This window comes from Hydrogenophaga sp. IBVHS2, from assembly GCF_002127215.1.
Classification (GTDB): Bacteria; Pseudomonadota; Gammaproteobacteria; order Burkholderiales; family Burkholderiaceae_C; genus Hydrogenophaga.
In genome coordinates this window covers 186,220-202,579 of record NZ_NFUT01000003.1, presented here as the reverse complement: position 1 = coordinate 202,579, position 16,360 = coordinate 186,220, and the positions used below count along the sequence as shown (strand labels likewise).

The window sequence follows — 16,360 nt, the reverse complement described above, 5'->3', positions numbered from 1 at the left end:
CGGTCCTGCCCTGCAGGGCGGATTCACCGTCTGTTGCACCTGCACCGCTGCCCGGGGCTTGATACCCCTGCCGGTGGCACCATCTGCCCCTCATTCCCCACTTCCGGACCGCCATGGAATCGTTTCACGGAACCACCATCGTCAGCGTGCGGCGCCAGACCCCTCAAGGGGTCCAGGTGGCCATCGGTGGCGACGGGCAGGTGACCCTGGGTCACATCGTCGTCAAGGGCACGGCCCGCAAGGTGCGCAAGCTCTACCACGGCAAGGTGCTGGCGGGCTTTGCCGGCGCCACGGCCGATGCCTTCACCCTGTTCGAGCGCTTCGAGGCCAAGCTGGAGAAGCACCAGGGTCATCTGGCCCGCGCCGCCATCGAGCTCACCCGCGACTGGCGCACCGACCGCGTGCTGCGCCGCCTGGAGGCCATGCTGGCCGTGGCCGATCTGAGCGCCAGCCTGATCATCACCGGCAACGGCGACGTGCTGGAGCCCGAGCACGGCATCGTCGCCATCGGTTCGGGGGGTGCCTATGCCCAGGCCGCTGCCAAGGCGCTGATCGACCACACCGAACTCAGCGCCGAGCAGGTGGTCCGACAGTCGCTGGCCATTGCCGGCGAGCTGTGCATCTACACCAACATGAACCACACCATCGAGACACTGGAGTGAAGCAATGAGCGCTGCGCCGGGCCGCCCCAAGCCAGCTCGCGCCCCCTCGGGGGGCAGCGACGTACACGAAGTGACAAGCGTGGGGGCCACATGTCCTCCATGACGCCACAAGAGATCGTCTCCGAGCTCGACCGCTTCATCATCGGCCAGAAGGGCGCCAAGCGCGCGGTGGCCATCGCGCTGCGCAACCGCTGGCGCCGCCAGCAGGTCGACGAGAAGCTGCGGCCGGAGATCACGCCCAAGAACATCCTCATGATCGGCCCCACCGGCGTGGGCAAGACCGAGATCGCGCGCCGCCTGGCCCGTCTGGCCGATGCGCCCTTCATCAAGGTCGAGGCCACCAAGTTCACCGAGGTGGGCTATGTGGGCAAGGACGTGGACAGCATCATCCGCGACCTGGCCGAGGTGGCGGTCAAGCAGGCGCGCGAGGTGGCCATGCGCCAGCACCGCGCCCGCGCCGAAGACGCGGCCGAGGAGCGCATCCTCGACATCCTGATCCCGCCGCCGCGCTCGATCGGCTTCGAGCCGGCCGCGCCGGCCTCCGACAGCACCGCGCGCCAGGCCTTCCGCAAGAAGCTGCGCGAAGGCCAGCTCGACGACCGCGAGATCGAACTGGAAGTGGCCGATGCCCTGCCCGCCATGGACGTCATGGGGCCGGCCGGCATGGAGGCCATGGCCGACCAGCTCAAGGGCCTGTTCAGCCAGCTCGGCGCCGGGCGCAAGAAGGCCCGCCGCATGAAGATCGCCGAGGCCATGAAGCTGCTGATCGACGAGGAGGCAGCCAAGCTGGTCAACGAGGACGAGATCCGCAGCAGCGCGCTGCACAACGCCGAGCAGAACGGCATCGTCTTCATCGACGAGATCGACAAGGTCACCAGCCGCAGCGACGGCGGCAGCACCGCCGAGGTCTCGCGCCAGGGCGTGCAGCGCGATCTTCTGCCGCTGGTGGAGGGCACGGCCGTGTCCACCAAGTACGGCGTGATCCGCACCGACCACATCCTGTTCATTGCCAGCGGCGCCTTCCACCTGGCCCGCCCGAGCGATCTGATCCCCGAGCTGCAGGGGCGTTTTCCGATCCGGGTGGAGCTGCAGTCGCTGTCGGTGGCCGATTTCGAGGCCATCCTGACTCAGACGCATGCCTCGCTGGTGCGCCAGTACCAGGCGCTGCTGGCCACTGAAGGCGTGACCCTGTCCTTCACACCCGACGGCATCCACCGGCTGGCGCAGATCGCATTCGAGGTGAACGAGCGCACCGAGAACATCGGCGCGCGGCGCCTGTCCACCGTGATGGAGCATCTGCTGGACGAGGTCAGCTTCGACGCGGTGCGCCTGGAGGGCCAGACCCTGGAAATCGACGCCGCCTATGTCGACGGCCGCCTGGGCGAACTCAGCCGCAACGAGGACCTGTCCCGCTACATCCTCTGAGCGGGCCGGGCTCCCGCCGGTCGCCGACCGGCCGTCAGAACGCCTCCGATACCCGGGGGCGTTTTGTTTTGAAGCATCACTTTCAGTGGCTTTTGTAAGTGCTTGCTTTTGATGTGTTTTTTGGCTTCAGGAGTCTTGCAAAACCGCGCTAAGTGGTTGATTTCATTGAAAAAAAGTGTAGAGGCCCCGTTGCGCACCCGGCTTTTCCTGCTACAGTGGAAAAAAGTGCAATTAAGTGGTGAAAAGTGTCTTTCAAGGGCTGAACAACGTGTTCCAGGGTGCTTCCTCGCTGAGTCTCGATGCCAAGGGGCGGCTGTCCGTGCCGACCCGGCACCGTGACGCCCTGGGCGCGGCTGGCGGACAGCTCACCATCACCAAGCACCCGCACGGCTGCCTCATGGTCTTTCCGCGCAGCGCCTGGGAAGACTTCCGCACCCGCATCGCCGCCCTGCCCATGCAGGCCCAGTGGTGGAAGCGCATCTTCCTGGGCAACGCCATGGACGTGGACATGGACGCCTCCGGCCGCGTGCTGGTCTCGCCCGAGCTGCGTGCTGCGGCCGGCATCGAGAAGGACGCCGTGCTGCTGGGCATGGGGGCCTACTTCGAGCTCTGGGATGCCCAGGCCTATGCAGCCCAGGAAGCCGAGGCCATGAAGGGCGAGATGCCCGACGTGTTCAAGGACTTCTCGTTCTGAGGACGGCGGTGCAAGGCACTTGGACCCACCAGACCGTCCTGCTGCAGGAAGCGGTGCAGGCCCTCTCCATCCAGCCGGACGGCCACTATGTGGACGCCACCTTCGGCCGGGGCGGGCACAGCCGCCTCATCCTGGAGCAGCTGTCGCCGGCCGGTCGGCTCACCGTGTTCGACAAGGACCCCCAGGCCATCGAGGTGGCCCAGGCGATGGCCCGCACCGATGCACGGCTGTCCGTGCGCCACGAGGGTTTCCGTCACCTGGGTCAGCTCGGGGATGCCACGGCCGACGGCGTGCTGATGGACCTGGGTGTCAGCTCCCCTCAGATCGACGACCCCGAACGGGGTTTTTCTTTTCGCAACGACGGCCCGCTGGACATGCGCATGGACACCACGCGCGGACAGAGCGTGGCCCAGTGGCTGGAAACGGCCGATGTTTCAACCCTGTCGGAGGTCATCCGTGAATACGGCGAAGAACGGTTTGCTCAACCGATTGCAAAGGCGATTGATCGTCGCCGACAGGAACGGGGCCCTTTTCGAACCACCGCCGAGCTGGCCGAAGTCGTGGCTGGCGCGGTCAAAACCCGCGAGCCGGGCAAGGACCCTGCAACGCGCACATTTCAGGCTTTTCGGATTTTCATCAACGCCGAGCTTGAAGAGCTGCAACAAGCGCTGACGGCCAGCCTGTCGGTGCTCAGGGCCGGGGGGCGTCTGGTGGTCATCAGCTTCCATTCGCTGGAAGACCGCATCGTCAAGCAGTTCATGGCATCGCACTCGCGCGCCGTGTACGACCGCCGTGCCCCGTTCGCCGCACCGCAGCCCATGCGGCTGGCCGATGCGCAACGCGTCATGCCGTCGGCGGCCGAGGTGGCGGGCAATCCGCGCTCGCGCAGTGCCGTCATGCGGGTGGCCACGCGCACCGCCGTGCCGGCGGAGGGGGTCGCATGATCCGCCTCAACCTCGTCCTGCTGCTGGCCGTGCTGGCCAGCGCCTTCTACCTGGTGCACACCCAGTACGAGTCGCGCCGGCTCTACACCGCCATCGACCGCGCCCAGGCCCAGGCGCGCAAGCTCGAATCCGAGCACGAGCAGCTGCAGGTGCAGAAACGCGCCCAGGCCACGCCATCGCGCGTGCAGCAGCTCGCCACGCGCCAGCTCGACATGCGCCCGGTCACGCCGGGCATCACCGAGTACGTGGTGATGCCGGCCTCCGCGCCCGCTCCTGCGACGGAGGCCGCGCGATGAGCCGCAGCATCAACTACACCTCCAGCCCGCTGCTGGCCAGCAAGACGCCCGTGTGGCGCAGCAAGTTCATCGTGGCCTGTCTGGCGCTGGCCTTTGCCGGGCTGGCTGGGCGCGCGGCCTATGTGCAGGTGTTCGGCAACGAGTTCTTCCAGCGCCAGGGCGAGGTGCGGTTCGCCCGCACGCTGGAGCTGCCGGCCAACCGGGGCAAGGTGCTCGACCGCAACGGCCTGATCCTGGCCTCCAGCGTGGTGGCGCAGAGCATCTGGGCCATTCCGGAAGACGTCGACAAGAACGACCCCAAGCTGGCCAAGCTGGCGCGTCTGCTGGACATGCCGCTGCCCGAGCTGCGCCGCAAGCTGGCCAACGAGGACAAGACCTTCGTGTGGGTGCAGCGCCAGGTGGACGAGCCGGTAGCCCGGCAGATCGCTGCCCTCGAGATCAAGGGCATCTACCAGCGCCGCGAGTACAAGCGCGAATACCCCGAAGGCGAGGCCGCAGCCCATGTGGTGGGCTTCACCAACGTGGAAGACCGCGGCCAGGAAGGCGTGGAGCTGACCTTCAACGAGCAGCTCTCCGGCCGCAACGGTTCGCGCCGGGTCATCAAGGACCGGCTGGGCCGGGTGGTGGAGGACGTGCGCGACGTGGTGCCGCCGGTGGACGGCCGCGACCTGCAGCTGTCCATCGACAGCAAGGTGCAGTTCTTCGCGTACCAGAAGCTCAAGGACGCGGTGCAGGCGCACAAGGCCAAGGCCGGCAGCGTGGTGGTCATCGACACCATCACCGGCGAGGTGCTGGCCCTGGCCAACTACCCCAGCTACAACCCCAACCGCCGCCGCAACCTCACCGGCGAGCAGCTGCGCAACCGGGTGCTGACCGACAGCTTCGAGCCCGGCTCCATCATGAAGCCCTTCATTGCCGCGCTGGCGCTGGAGAAGGGTCTGGTCCGTCCCGACACCCCCATCAACACGGCACCGGGCCGCATCACCATTGGCGGCTCCACCATCAGCGACAGCCACCCGAACAATGTGCTCACCGTCAACGAGGTGATCCAGAAGTCGAGCAACGTCGGCACGGTCAAGATGGCCATGCAGATGAGCCCGCGCGAGATGTGGGAGACCTACGCCCAGGCCGGCTTCGGTCAGAAGCCGCAGGTGCCGTTCCCCGGTGCCGTCTCTGGCCGGCTGCGGCCCTACAAGACCTGGCGCCCGATCGAGCAGGCCACCATGAGCTACGGCTACGGTCTCTCGGCCTCGCTGTTCCAGCTGGCCCAGTCCTACACCGTGTTCGCCCGCGACGGCGAACTGGTGCCGGTGACCCTGCTCAAGACCGACGAACCCGCCACCGGCGTGCGCGTCTTCAGCGAGAAGAACGCCCAGGCGGTGCGCCACATGCTGGCCATGGCCACCAGCGCCGGCGGCACGGCGGTCAAGGCCCAGACCATCGGCTACTCGGTCGGCGGCAAGACCGGCACCGCCCGCAAGCAGGAGGGCAAGGGCTATGCCGACAAGAAGTACCGCGCCTGGTTCGTCGGACTGGCCCCGGTGGAGAAGCCCCGCATCGTGGTGGCCGTGATGGTCGACGAGCCGAACAACGGTCAGTTCTACGGCGGCCTCGTGGCCGCCCCGGTGTTTTCCGAGACGGTCCAGCAGACGCTGCGCATCCTGGGTGTTCAGCCCGACATGAGCGTGAAGCCGCAGATCGTCACCGAGGTGGTGGAGGAGTCGTTCTGATGGTCCAGACGCTGCCCCAGCCCGATGCCGTGGCCCGCTGGCTGCATGCCACCGTGACCGGTGCGCTGCGTTGCGACAGCCGCCAGCTGCAGCCCGGTGACGGCTTCGTGGCCTGGCCCGGCGCCGCCACCGATGGCCGCCGCTTCGTGGCCGGCGCCCTGGCGGCCGGTGCGGCTGCTGCAGTGGTCGAGCGCGAGGGTCTGGAGGCCTTCGGTCTCAACGACGGCCGCGTGCTGGCCGTGCCCGGGCTCAAGGCCCAGGCCGGTGCCATTGCCGCCGCCTTCTACGGCCACCCCTCGCAGCAGCTCGACATGGTGGCCTTCACCGGCACCAACGGCAAGACCTCGAGCGCCTGGTGGATGGCGCAGCTGCTCGATGCCTGCGACCGCCCCTGCGGACTGGTCGGCACCCTGGGCATCGGACGCCCGGGTCGCAGCGTGGTGCCCACCGGCCTGACCACCCCCGACCCGGTGCAGCTGCAGCGCAGCCTGCGGGCCTTCGTGGACGAGGGACTGCAGGCCTGCGCCATCGAGGCCTCGTCCATCGGCCTGGCCGAGGCCCGGCTGGACGCAGCCCGCATCAGCGTGGCGGTATTCACCAACTTCACCCGCGACCACCTCGACTTCCACGGATCCATGGACGCCTACTGGGCGGCCAAGGCGCGCCTGTTCGACTGGCCGGGCCTGCAGGCCGCCGTGGTCAACCTCGATGATCCGCGCGGCGCCGCACTGGCCACGCAACTGGCGCAGCGGGCCCAGGCCGACCCGGCCGCGCCCGAGCTGTGGACCGTGGCCGTCGACGCACCCGCCCGCCTGCGCGCCGAGCAGGTGCAGCTCACCCGCAGCGGGCTGGCCTTCGACGTGATCGAGCAACAACCGCAGGGCAGCGACAGCCCGGCCCTGCGGGTGGCGCTGCCGGTGGTGGGCCACTACAACGTGCACAACCTGCTGGGCGTGCTGGCCGCTGCCCGTGCGCTCGACGTTCCGCTGACCCAGGCGGTGGCGGCCTGCAGCCGCCTGAGCGCCGTGCCGGGGCGCATGGAGCAGGCCCCGGGCCGGGCCGGCGACCCCCTGGTGCTGGTGGACTACGCCCACACGCCCGATGCGCTCGAGAAAGCCCTGCAGGCAGTGCAGCCGCTGGCCGCACACCGGGGCGGCGAGCTGTGGGTGCTGGTGGGTTGCGGCGGCGACCGCGACGCCACCAAGCGGCCGCTCATGGCCGCTGCTGCCTGCCAGCAGGCGCGCCACGTGGTGCTGACCAGCGACAACCCGCGCAGCGAGGAACCCGCCGCCATCCTGCGCCAGATGCAGGCCGGCGTGCCGGACGGCCGTACCGTGGCCGTGATCGAGAACCGGGCCGAGGCCATTGCCCATGCGATGCAGACCGCCGCCCCTGCGGACGTGGTGCTGATCGCCGGCAAGGGCCACGAGGACTACCAGGACATCCGGGGCGTCAAGCACCCGTTCTCCGATCTGCAGCAGGCCGCACAGGCCCTGGCGGCCCGAGGGGTGAGCGCATGAAGTCGCTGGCCGAACTCCTGCCCCTGCTCAGCGGCGCCCGTGCCGTGGGCCGCATGGACCAGCCCGTGCTGCGCGTGCACACCGACACCCGCAGCCTGCAGCCCGGCGACCTGTTCGTGGCCCTGCGCGGCGAACGCTTCGACGCCCACGACTTCCTGGCCCAGGCGCGTTCCGTCGGTGCCGTGGCGGCCCTGGCCGAGCGCGGGCTGGCCGGGGCCGGTCTGCCCGGTGTCGAGGTGCCGGACAGCCGCGCCGCCCTGATGGAGCTGGCCGCCCGCTGGCGCAGCCAGTTCGCCATGCCGCTGGTGGCCGTGACCGGCAGCAACGGCAAGACCACGGTCACCCAGATGGTGGCCAGCATCCTGCGTGCCGCCGTGGGCGGCGACGGCAGCCAGGCGCACGCCACCCAGGGCAACTTCAACAACGACATCGGCGTGCCCCTGACCCTGCTGCGCCTGCGCGCCCACCACCGCCTCTCGGTGGTGGAGCTCGGCATGAACCACCCGGGCGAGATCGAGCGTCTGGCCTGCATGGCGGCACCCACCGTGGCCCTGGTCAACAACGCCCAGCGCGAACACCAGGAGTTCATGGCCACGGTGGAAGCCGTGGCGCGCGAGAACGGCCAGGTCATCCGGGCCCTGGGACTGGACGGCACCGCGGTCTTCCCCAGCGACGACGAGTACACCCCGCTGTGGCAGAACATGGCCGGCAGCCTGCCCACCCTGACCTTCAGCGACACCGACACCCGGGCCGATGTGCATGCACTCGCTGCCCGCTGGGAGGGGCAGGGCTGGTTCGTGCACCTGCACACCCCGGCCGGCGATGCCGGCGTGCGGCTGGCGATTGCCGGGCGCCACAACGTGCGCAACGCCCTGGCTGCCGCGGCCTGTGCCCTGGCGGCCGGGGTCGGGCTGCCGGCGGTGGTGCAGGGTCTGCAGACCTTCGAGCCGGTGGGTGGCCGTTCGCGCACCCTGGGCCTGACCGTCGGCGGCCGTGCCGTCACCCTGGTCGACGACACCTACAACGCCAACCCCGACTCGGTGCGCGCCGCCATCGAGGTGCTGGCCGAACTGCCCGGACCGCACCTGCTGGTGCTGGGCGACATGGGCGAGGTGGGTGACCAGGGTCTGGCCTTCCACCTCGAGGTGCTGCGCCATGCCAGCGCCCGCGGCCTGCGTTCGGTGCACGTGGCCGGCAGCCACATGGCCAACGCCGCCCTGGCGCTGGGGGCAGGCGGCGAGCCCGCTCCCCGCCACTGGACCGATGTGGCCGAGCTGGCCACCGCCATGGCCGGCATGGTCACCAGCACCGAGCATCCGGTGCGCAGCATCCTGGTCAAGGGCTCGCGCTTCATGCGCATGGAGCGCGTGGTGCAGGCCATCGCCGCGCTGGACCCTGCCTCATCCCCATCGAAGGACTCCTCTCATGCTGCCTAGCCTGGCCCAGTGGCTGCAAGGCCTCCATCCCGACCTGAGCTTCCTGCGGGTGTTCCAGTACCTCACCTTCCGGGCGGTCATGGCTTCCATGACGGCACTGCTGGTGGGACTGGCGGCCGGGCCGTATTTCATCCGGCGCCTGGCGGCCCTCAAGATCGGTCAGCCGATCCGCGAGTACGCCATGCAGACCCACCTGAGCAAGGGCGGCACGCCCACCATGGGGGGCGTGCTCATCCTGTTCGCCATTGCCCTGTCCACGCTGCTGTGGTTCAACTGGAGCAACCGCTTCGTGTGGATCGTGCTGATCGTGACCCTGGGCTTCGGTGCCATCGGCTGGGTGGACGACTGGCGCAAGGTGGTCCACAAGGACCCGGAGGGCATGCGCTCGCGCGAGAAGTACTTCTGGCAGTCGGTCATCGGCCTGGTGGCCGCCTTCTACCTGGTGTTCGCCGTGTCCGAGACCAGCAACACCCGGGTGCTGGAACTGTTCGTGGCCTGGGTGAGTTCGGGCTTCACCGTCGACCTGCCGCCGCAGTCCGGCCTGCTGGTGCCGTTCTTCAAGGAGATCAGCTACCCGCTGGGTGTGACCGGCTTCGTCATCATGACCTACCTGGTCATCGTGGGGTCGAGCAACGCGGTCAACCTCACCGACGGCCTGGACGGGCTGGCCATCATGCCGGTGGTGATGGTGGGCTCGGCGCTGGGCGTGTTCGCCTATGTCACCGGCAACGCCGTGTTTGCCCCCTACCTGCTGCTGCCGCACATTCCCGGCGCGGGCGAGCTGCTGATCTTCTGCGGCGCGATGGCCGGTGCCGGTCTGGCCTTCCTGTGGTTCAACACCCATCCGGCCCAGGTGTTCATGGGCGACGTGGGCGCCCTCGCTCTGGGCGGCGCCCTGGGCACCATCGCCGTCATCGTGCGGCAGGAAATCGTGCTGGCCATCATGGGCGGCATCTTCGTGGTCGAAGCCCTGTCGGTCATGCTGCAGGTGACCTGGTTCAAGTACACCCGCAAGCGCTATGGCACCGGGCGCCGCCTGTTCCAGATGGCGCCGCTGCACCACCACTTCGAGAAGACCGGCTGGAAGGAGACCCAGGTCGTGGTCCGCTTCTGGATCATCACCATGCTGCTGTGCCTGGTCGGTCTGTCCACCCTCAAGCTGCGCTGAGCACGATGCACGACCAGAACGTCCTCATCCTCGGACTCGGCATCTCGGGCCTGGCCATGGCCCGCTGGTGCACGCGCCAGGGTGCCCGCGTGACGGTGGCCGACACCCGCCCGGCACCGCCACAGCTGCAGGCCCTGCGCGAGCGGTGCCCGCAGGCCGGCTTCGTGGCCGGCCCGCTGGACGGCACGCTGATGCAGCGCGAGGCCTGGACCCTGGTGGCCCGCAGCCCGGGCCTGTCGCCCGACAGCCTGGCCGTCGCCCGCGAGTGGACCGCCACCCACGGCGTGCCGCTGCTCGGCGAACTCGACCTCTTTGCCCAGGCCCTGCAGGCGCTGGGTCGGCGCGAGGAACAGCCCTACCGCCCGCAGGTGCTGGCCATCACCGGCACCAACGGCAAGACCACCGTCACCTCGCTCACCGGCCTGCTGCTGCAGCGCGCCGGCCAGCGCGTGGCCGTGGCCGGGAACATCGGCCCGGCACTGCTCGACGTGCTGGCCGATGCGCTGGACGCCGAATCGGTGGCCTGCGCCGCCGACGCGCAGCGGCAGGCCGAGGAGGCCGCGCAGGCCGAACCGGCGCCGGCCGCGCAGGACGTCACCGAACCACCGGCCGAGGCAGCCGCTGCGGTCATTGATCCCGAAGCCGGCATCGACGCCGACGCCGACCCGATCGACGACGAGCCCCTGCCGCCGCCCGCCGACACCGATGAACCGGCGCCCCCGGCGGCCCCCCTGTACCTGCCGCCACCGCACCTGCCCACCGTGTGGGTGCTGGAGCTCTCCAGCTTCCAGCTCGACGGCACCGCCGGCGGTGCCTGGGACAGCGTGCCCACGGCGGCCACGGTGCTCAACATCACCGAAGACCACCTCGACTGGCACGGCAGCATGGCCGCCTACGCCCAGGCCAAGCGGGCGATCCACGGCAGTGCCGCCCTGATGGTGCTCAACCGCGACGACCCGACCGTCATGGGCTTCCAGCCCCCGCTGGTCACGGTCAAGGTGTCCAACCGCAACCGCCAGGTGCCGGCCCGGCCCTGGAGCAGCTTCGGTCTGGATGCGCCCACCCGCCCCGGCGACTGGGGCGTGGAAACCGTCAACGGCATGGCCTGGCTGGTGCGTGCGGTGGCGCTGGACGAAACCCGCGCCCGGGGCCGACAGGCCCCCGGCGAGGACGAGGTCTACCTGCAGCGCCTGATGCCGGTGGATGCGCTGCGCATCCGGGGCCGGCACAACGCCGCCAATGCCCTGGCCGCACTCGCCCTGGCCACCTCCACCGGTGCCGCGCTGGCCCCCATGCTGCATGGCCTGCGCGAGTACCGGGGCGAGCCGCACCGGGTCGAGCCGGTGGGCATCGTCGGCGAGGTGGAGTACTTCGACGACAGCAAGGGCACCAATGTGGGCGCCACGCTGGCGGCCGTCACCGGCCTGGGCGCCGATCGGCGCCTGGTCGTCATCCTGGGCGGCGACGGCAAGGGGCAGGACTTCGTCCCGCTGGCCGCCCCGCTGGTCCGCCACGCCCGTGCCGTGGTGCTGATCGGGCGCGACGCCCCCGCCATCCGGGCCGCCATCGGCCCCGAGCTCGCCGACCGCGGCGTGCCGCTGCACGACGCCACCGGCCTGCCCGAGGCGGTGCGCGCCTGTGCCGGTCTGGCCCAGGCCGGCGATGCGGTGCTCATGTCGCCCGCCTGCGCCAGCCTGGACATGTTCGACAACTATGTCCACCGTGCCCGCGTGTTCGTGGATGCGGTGGCAGCGCTGGCCGCCGAGAGCGGTCAGAGCCTGGAGGGAGCGCTGTGAGCCGCCGTTCCACCGCAGCTGCCACCACGGCACCGGTGCCACTGTGGCAACGCCTGCGCGCCCTGCTGGGTGGCGCCGGTGGCGACGGCCTGCCGGTGCGGCTGTCCAGCCGCAGCTATGCCGGCACCCGTGACGGCGCGGTGCGCGAGCTCGGTTTCGACCAGCCGCTGATGTGGGTGGCCGTGGCCTTGCTGGCCTGGGGCCTGGTGATGGTCTATTCGGCCTCGATCGCCCTGCCCGACAACCCGCGCTTCGGCAACTACGCGCAGACCCATTTCGTGATCCGCCACGCCTTCTCCATGGCCGTGGGCCTGATGGCGGCCCTGGTGGCGTTCCAGTTCCCGCTGCGGGCCTGGGAGCGCATGGCGCCCTGGCTCTTTGCACTCGCCCTGGTGCTGCTGGTGCTGGTGCTCATTCCCTTCATCGGCAAGGGCGTCAACGGCGCGCGGCGCTGGATCTCGCTGGGCGTGATGAACTTCCAGCCGTCCGAACTCGCCAAGCTGGCGGTGCTGCTGTATGCGGCCGACTACATGGTGCGCAAGATGGACGTGAAGGAGCGCTTCTTCAAGGCGGTGGCCCCCATGGGCGTGGCGGTGCTGGTGGTGGGCATGCTGCTGCTGGCCGAGCCCGACATGGGCGCCTTCATGGTGATCGTGGTGATCGCCATGGGCATCCTGTTCCTGGGCGGCGTGAACGCCCGCATGTTCTTCCTGATCGCGCTGCTGGCGGTGGCGGCCTTCGCCATCATGATCATGCTCAGCGACTGGCGCCGCGAGCGCATCTTTGCCTACCTCGACCCCTGGAGCGAGGAGCATGCGCTGGGCAAGGGCTACCAGCTCTCGCATGCGCTGATCGCCATCGGGCGCGGCGAGCTGTTCGGCGTGGGGCTGGGCGGCAGCGTGGAAAAACTGCACTGGCTGCCCGAGGCCCACACCGATTTCCTGCTGGCCGTCATCGGCGAGGAATTCGGCCTGGCGGGCCTGCTCGTGGTCATCGGCCTGTTCCTGTGGCTGACCCGCCGCATCATGCACATCGGCCGTCAGGCCATTGCGCTGGACCAGGTGTTTGCCGGTCTGGTGGCGCAGGGCGTGGGCCTGTGGTTCGGCTTCCAGGCGTTCATCAACATCGGCGTGAACCTGGGCGCCCTGCCGACCAAGGGCCTGACGCTGCCGTTCATGAGCTACGGCGGCTCGGCCATCCTGCTCAACATGGTGGCCCTGGCCATCGTGCTGCGGGTCGACTACGAAAACCGCCAGCTGATGCGGGGGGCACGGGCATGAGCCGGCAACAACCCTGTGCACTGATCATGGCCGGTGGTACCGGCGGCCACATCTTCCCGGGTCTGGCCGTGGCCGAAGCCCTGCGGGAGCGCGGCTGGCGCGTGCACTGGCTGGGCGCCCCCGGCAGCATGGAAAGCCGGCTGGTGCCGCCGCGCGGCTTTGCGCTGGAGACCATCGACTTCGGTGGCGTGCGCGGCAAGGGTGCGCTCACGCTGGCCCTGCTGCCGCTGCGCCTGCTGCGCGCCTTCTGGCAGAGCATCCAGGTGGTGCGTCGGGTGCAGCCGGACGTGCTGGTGGGCCTGGGCGGCTACATCACCTTTCCCGGCGGCATGATGGGCGTGCTGCTGGGCCGCCCCCTGGTGCTGCACGAGCAGAACTCGGTGGCCGGCATGGCCAACAAGGTGCTGGCCGGCGTGGCCGACCGGGTGTTCACCGCCTTCCCGAACGCAATGGCCAGAGCCACCTGGGTCGGCAACCCGCTGCGCGCGGCCTTCCTGCAGCAGCCACCGCCGGCCGAACGCTTTCAGGGCCGCAGCGGTCCGCTGCGCCTGCTGGTGGTCGGAGGCAGCCTGGGGGCCCAGGCGCTCAACCGCATCGTGCCCCAGGCCCTGGCCCTGCTGCCGCAGCAGGAGCGCCCGCAGGTGCTGCACCAGAGTGGCGAGAAACAGATCGAGGCCCTGCGCGCCGCCTATGCCGAGGCCGGCGTGCAGGCCGACCTCACCCCTTTCATCGACGACACCGCCAGCGCCTACGCCCAGGCCGATCTGGTGGTTGCGCGGGCCGGTGCCAGCACCGTCACCGAACTGGCGGCGGTGGGCGCTGCGGCGGTGTTCGTGCCCTTCCCGGCGGCGGTGGACGACCACCAGACCACCAACGCCCGCTTCCTGGTCGATGCCGGCGCTGCCTGGCTCGAACCCCAGGCCGGCCTGACCCCGCACAAGCTCGCGCACCTGCTGCAGAGCGTCAACCGCCAGCAGCTGCAGGCCATGGCAGAACGCGCCCGTGCCCAGTGCAAGCCCGGTGCGGTGGATGCGGTGGTGGCCGCCTGCTCCGACCTCGCGAAAGTCCCCAGCGCATGAAACACGCCATCCGTCACATCCATTTCGTGGGCATCGGGGGCGCCGGCATGAGCGGCATCGCCGAGGTGCTGCTCAACCAGGGCTTCCGCATCTCCGGCAGCGACCTGGGCGAGAGCGCCACCACGCGCCGCCTGCAGTCGCTCGGTGCCGTGGTGCAGATCGGCCACGATGCCGCCAACATCGAGGGGGCCGATGCCATCGTCACCTCCACCGCGGTCAAGGCCGACAACCCCGAGGTGGTGGCTGCCCACGCCAGGCTCATCCCGGTGGTGCCACGCGCGGTCATGCTGGCCGAACTCATGCGCATGAAGAAGGGCGTGGCCATTGCCGGCACCCACGGCAAGACCACCACCACCAGCCTGGTGGCCAGCGTGCTGGCCGAAGCCGGCATGGACCCCACCTTCGTGATCGGTGGCCGGCTGAACAGCGCCGGCGCCAACGCCGCACTCGGTTCGGGCGAGTACATCGTGGTCGAGGCCGACGAGTCGGATGCCTCGTTCCTCAACCTGTTGCCGGTGATCTCGGTGGTGACCAACATCGACGCCGACCACATGGACACCTATGGCCACGACTTCGGGCGCCTCAAGGGCGCCTTCGTGGACTTCCTGCACCGCATGCCCTTCTACGGCGCGGCCGTGGTGTGCGTGGACGACGCCGCCATCCGCGAGATCCTGCCCCAGATCGCCCGGCCCATCACCAGCTACGGCTTCAGCGAAGACGCCCAGGTGCGCGCGCTCGATGTGCGGGCCGACGGCCCCTGCATGCGATTTGTCGTGCAGCGCCGCAATGGCGTGCAGCTGCCCGACCTGGACGTGACGCTCAACCTGCCGGGCCGCCACAACGTGCTCAACGCGCTGGCCGCCATCGGCATCGCGGTGGAGCTGGGTGTGCCGGACGACGCGGTGCTGCGGGCCCTGGCCGGCTTCAAGGGCGTGGGCCGTCGCTTCCAGCGCTATGGCGAGGCGGCTCTGCCCACCGGAGGCCACTGCACCGTGGTGGACGACTACGGCCACCACCCGGTGGAGATGGCGGCCACCCTGGCCGCGGCGCGCGGGGCCTTCCCGGGTCGCCGCCTGGTGCTGGCCTTCCAGCCGCACCGCTACAGCCGCACCCGCGACTGTTTTGAAGATTTCGTGAAAGTCATCGGCCAGGCCGACGCCGTGCTGCTGGCCGAGGTGTATGCCGCCGGCGAGGCGCCCATCGTGGCGGCCGACGGTCGCTCGCTGACCCGCGCGCTGCGCGTGGCGGGCAAGCTGGAGCCGGTGTTCGTGGACGACATCGGCGACATGCCGCAGGCGGTGCTGGACAACGCGCGCGATGGCGACGTGGTGCTGTGCATGGGCGCAGGATCCATCGGGGCCGTGGCCGGAAAAATCATGGAGCTGGCGAAATGAACGTGAAGGAATTCGGCAAGGTCGCCGTGCTCATGGGCGGACGCTCCGCCGAGCGCGAGGTCTCGCTCATGTCGGGCACCGGGGTGCTCAAGGCTCTGCAATCGAAGGGGGTGGACGCCCATGCCTTCGATCCGTCCGAGCGCGACCTGGGCGAGCTCAAGCGGGAAGGCTTTGCGCGCTGCTTCATCGCGCTGCACGGCCGCTTCGGCGAGGACGGCACGGTGCAGGGCGCGCTGGAGCTGCTGGGCATCCCGTACACCGGCCCCGGCGTGATGGCCTCGGCCGTGGCCATGGACAAGCTCATGACCAAGCGCATCTGGCTGGCCGAGGGTCTGCCCACGCCGGCCTGGCGCCAGGTGCGCAGCGCCGAGGAGACCCGTGCCGCCTTCGCCGCACTGGGCTCGCCCATGATCGTCAAGCCGGTGCGCGAAGGCTCCACCATCGGGCTGACCAAGGTCACCACGCTGGAGCAGTGCGACGCCGCCTACGCCCTGGCCGCCGGCCAGGACCCGATGGTCATGTGCGAACAGTTCATCGCCGGCGACGAAGTCACCTGCCCGGTGCTGGGCACCGGCGATCAGGCCCGCGCCCTGCCGGTGATCCGCATCGTGGCGCCCGACGGCAACTACGACTACCAGAACAAGTACTTCACCGACGACACGAAATACCTGGTGCCATGCGGCCTGCCCGAGGGTGAAGAGGCCGCCATCCAGGCGCTGGTGCTCAAGGCCTACCGCACCCTGGACTGCCGGGGCTGGGCCCGCGCCGACGTGATGATCGACGCAGCCACCCGAAAGCCGTACCTGCTGGAGATCAACACCTCGCCCGGCATGACCGGCCATTCGCTGGTGCCCATGTCGGCCCGTGCCACCGGTCTGGACTACGAAGACCTGTGCCTCACGCTGCTGGCCAGCGCCGCGCGCGACAACGCCTGAC

Annotated in this window: 14 protein-coding genes; all 14 read left to right on the top strand. The window is 69.7% G+C overall.

Translation table 11 applies throughout. The features are described from left to right. The first annotated feature begins 113 nt into the window (after positions 1-113). The 14 genes from hslV to CAP38_RS10135 all read left to right on the top strand — a co-directional run bounded on the left by hslV (position 114) and on the right by CAP38_RS10135 (position 16,359). Positions 114-662, top strand: coding sequence for an ATP-dependent protease subunit HslV (hslV, locus tag CAP38_RS10200; RefSeq protein WP_086121301.1), 549 nt, complete (start codon positions 114-116; stop codon positions 660-662). Between the two features lie 90 nt (positions 663-752). Next, a complete protein-coding gene (hslU, locus tag CAP38_RS10195) occupies positions 753-2,087 on the top strand; it encodes an ATP-dependent protease ATPase subunit HslU (protein WP_086121300.1) in 1,335 nt (444 codons plus the stop codon). 268 nt (positions 2,088-2,355) lie between these two features. Further along, on the top strand, positions 2,356-2,781 hold the full coding sequence (gene mraZ, locus CAP38_RS10190; RefSeq protein WP_086121299.1) for a division/cell wall cluster transcriptional repressor MraZ: 426 nt from the start codon (positions 2,356-2,358) through the stop codon (positions 2,779-2,781). A gap of 8 nt (positions 2,782-2,789) precedes the next feature. Further along, complete coding sequence (rsmH, locus tag CAP38_RS10185) at positions 2,790-3,725, top strand: 16S rRNA (cytosine(1402)-N(4))-methyltransferase RsmH (protein ID WP_086121298.1); 936 nt, start codon at positions 2,790-2,792, stop codon at positions 3,723-3,725. Continuing rightward, entirely contained in the window at positions 3,722-4,021 is a 300-nt protein-coding gene (gene ftsL / locus CAP38_RS10180; protein ID WP_086121297.1) for a cell division protein FtsL, read from the top strand. Before rsmH ends, ftsL begins: the two co-directional genes overlap by 4 nt. Then, positions 4,018-5,751 (top strand): penicillin-binding protein 2, encoded by a 1,734-nt coding sequence (locus tag CAP38_RS10175; RefSeq protein ID WP_086121296.1) that lies wholly within the window; start codon positions 4,018-4,020, stop codon positions 5,749-5,751. The genes ftsL and CAP38_RS10175 overlap by 4 nt, the downstream gene beginning before the upstream one ends. Continuing rightward, positions 5,751-7,271 carry a UDP-N-acetylmuramoyl-L-alanyl-D-glutamate--2,6-diaminopimelate ligase gene (locus CAP38_RS10170; RefSeq protein ID WP_086121295.1) on the top strand — a complete coding sequence of 507 codons (1,521 nt, stop codon included), beginning with the start codon at positions 5,751-5,753 and terminating at the stop codon, positions 7,269-7,271. The genes CAP38_RS10175 and CAP38_RS10170 overlap by 1 nt, the downstream gene beginning before the upstream one ends. Then, complete coding sequence (murF, locus tag CAP38_RS10165; protein WP_086121294.1) at positions 7,268-8,707, top strand: UDP-N-acetylmuramoyl-tripeptide--D-alanyl-D-alanine ligase; 1,440 nt, start codon at positions 7,268-7,270, stop codon at positions 8,705-8,707. Before CAP38_RS10170 ends, murF begins: the two co-directional genes overlap by 4 nt. Next, complete coding sequence (gene mraY, locus CAP38_RS10160; RefSeq protein WP_086121293.1) at positions 8,697-9,875, top strand: phospho-N-acetylmuramoyl-pentapeptide-transferase; 1,179 nt, start codon at positions 8,697-8,699, stop codon at positions 9,873-9,875. Before murF ends, mraY begins: the two co-directional genes overlap by 11 nt. Before the next feature lie 5 nt (positions 9,876-9,880). Continuing rightward, a complete protein-coding gene (gene murD, locus CAP38_RS10155; RefSeq protein ID WP_086121292.1) occupies positions 9,881-11,671 on the top strand; it encodes a UDP-N-acetylmuramoyl-L-alanine--D-glutamate ligase in 1,791 nt (596 codons plus the stop codon). A 35-nt stretch (positions 11,672-11,706) separates the two neighbouring features. Beyond that, positions 11,707-12,951 (top strand): putative lipid II flippase FtsW, encoded by a 1,245-nt coding sequence (gene ftsW / locus CAP38_RS10150; RefSeq protein ID WP_256924422.1) that lies wholly within the window; start codon positions 11,707-11,709, stop codon positions 12,949-12,951. Next, entirely contained in the window at positions 12,948-14,030 is a 1,083-nt protein-coding gene (gene murG, locus CAP38_RS10145; RefSeq protein WP_086121291.1) for an undecaprenyldiphospho-muramoylpentapeptide beta-N-acetylglucosaminyltransferase, read from the top strand. The genes ftsW and murG overlap by 4 nt, the downstream gene beginning before the upstream one ends. After that, entirely contained in the window at positions 14,027-15,424 is a 1,398-nt protein-coding gene (gene murC, locus CAP38_RS10140) for a UDP-N-acetylmuramate--L-alanine ligase (RefSeq protein WP_086121290.1), read from the top strand. The genes murG and murC overlap by 4 nt, the downstream gene beginning before the upstream one ends. Further along, positions 15,421-16,359 (top strand): D-alanine--D-alanine ligase, encoded by a 939-nt coding sequence (locus tag CAP38_RS10135; protein WP_086121289.1) that lies wholly within the window; start codon positions 15,421-15,423, stop codon positions 16,357-16,359. The genes murC and CAP38_RS10135 overlap by 4 nt, the downstream gene beginning before the upstream one ends. The last annotated feature ends 1 nt before the right edge of the window (position 16,360 follow it).

Bases quoted from the DNA above. Each gene is read 5' to 3' on its own strand.
- murC (WP_086121290.1), top strand. From the start codon at position 14,027: ATGAAACACGCCATCCGTCACATCCATTTCGTGGGCATCGGGGGCGCC.
- CAP38_RS10170 (WP_086121295.1), top strand. From the start codon at position 5,751: ATGGTCCAGACGCTGCCCCAGCCCGATGCCGTGGCCCGCTGGCTGCAT.
- hslV (WP_086121301.1), top strand. From the start codon at position 114: ATGGAATCGTTTCACGGAACCACCATCGTCAGCGTGCGGCGCCAGACC.
- mraY (WP_086121293.1), top strand. From the start codon at position 8,697: ATGCTGCCTAGCCTGGCCCAGTGGCTGCAAGGCCTCCATCCCGACCTG.
- murD (WP_086121292.1), top strand. From the start codon at position 9,881: ATGCACGACCAGAACGTCCTCATCCTCGGACTCGGCATCTCGGGCCTG.
- ftsL (WP_086121297.1), top strand. From the start codon at position 3,722: ATGATCCGCCTCAACCTCGTCCTGCTGCTGGCCGTGCTGGCCAGCGCC.
- CAP38_RS10135 (WP_086121289.1), top strand. From the start codon at position 15,421: ATGAACGTGAAGGAATTCGGCAAGGTCGCCGTGCTCATGGGCGGACGC.
- murG (WP_086121291.1), top strand. From the start codon at position 12,948: ATGAGCCGGCAACAACCCTGTGCACTGATCATGGCCGGTGGTACCGGC.
- murF (WP_086121294.1), top strand. From the start codon at position 7,268: ATGAAGTCGCTGGCCGAACTCCTGCCCCTGCTCAGCGGCGCCCGTGCC.
- hslU (WP_086121300.1), top strand. From the start codon at position 753: ATGTCCTCCATGACGCCACAAGAGATCGTCTCCGAGCTCGACCGCTTC.
- CAP38_RS10175 (WP_086121296.1), top strand. From the start codon at position 4,018: ATGAGCCGCAGCATCAACTACACCTCCAGCCCGCTGCTGGCCAGCAAG.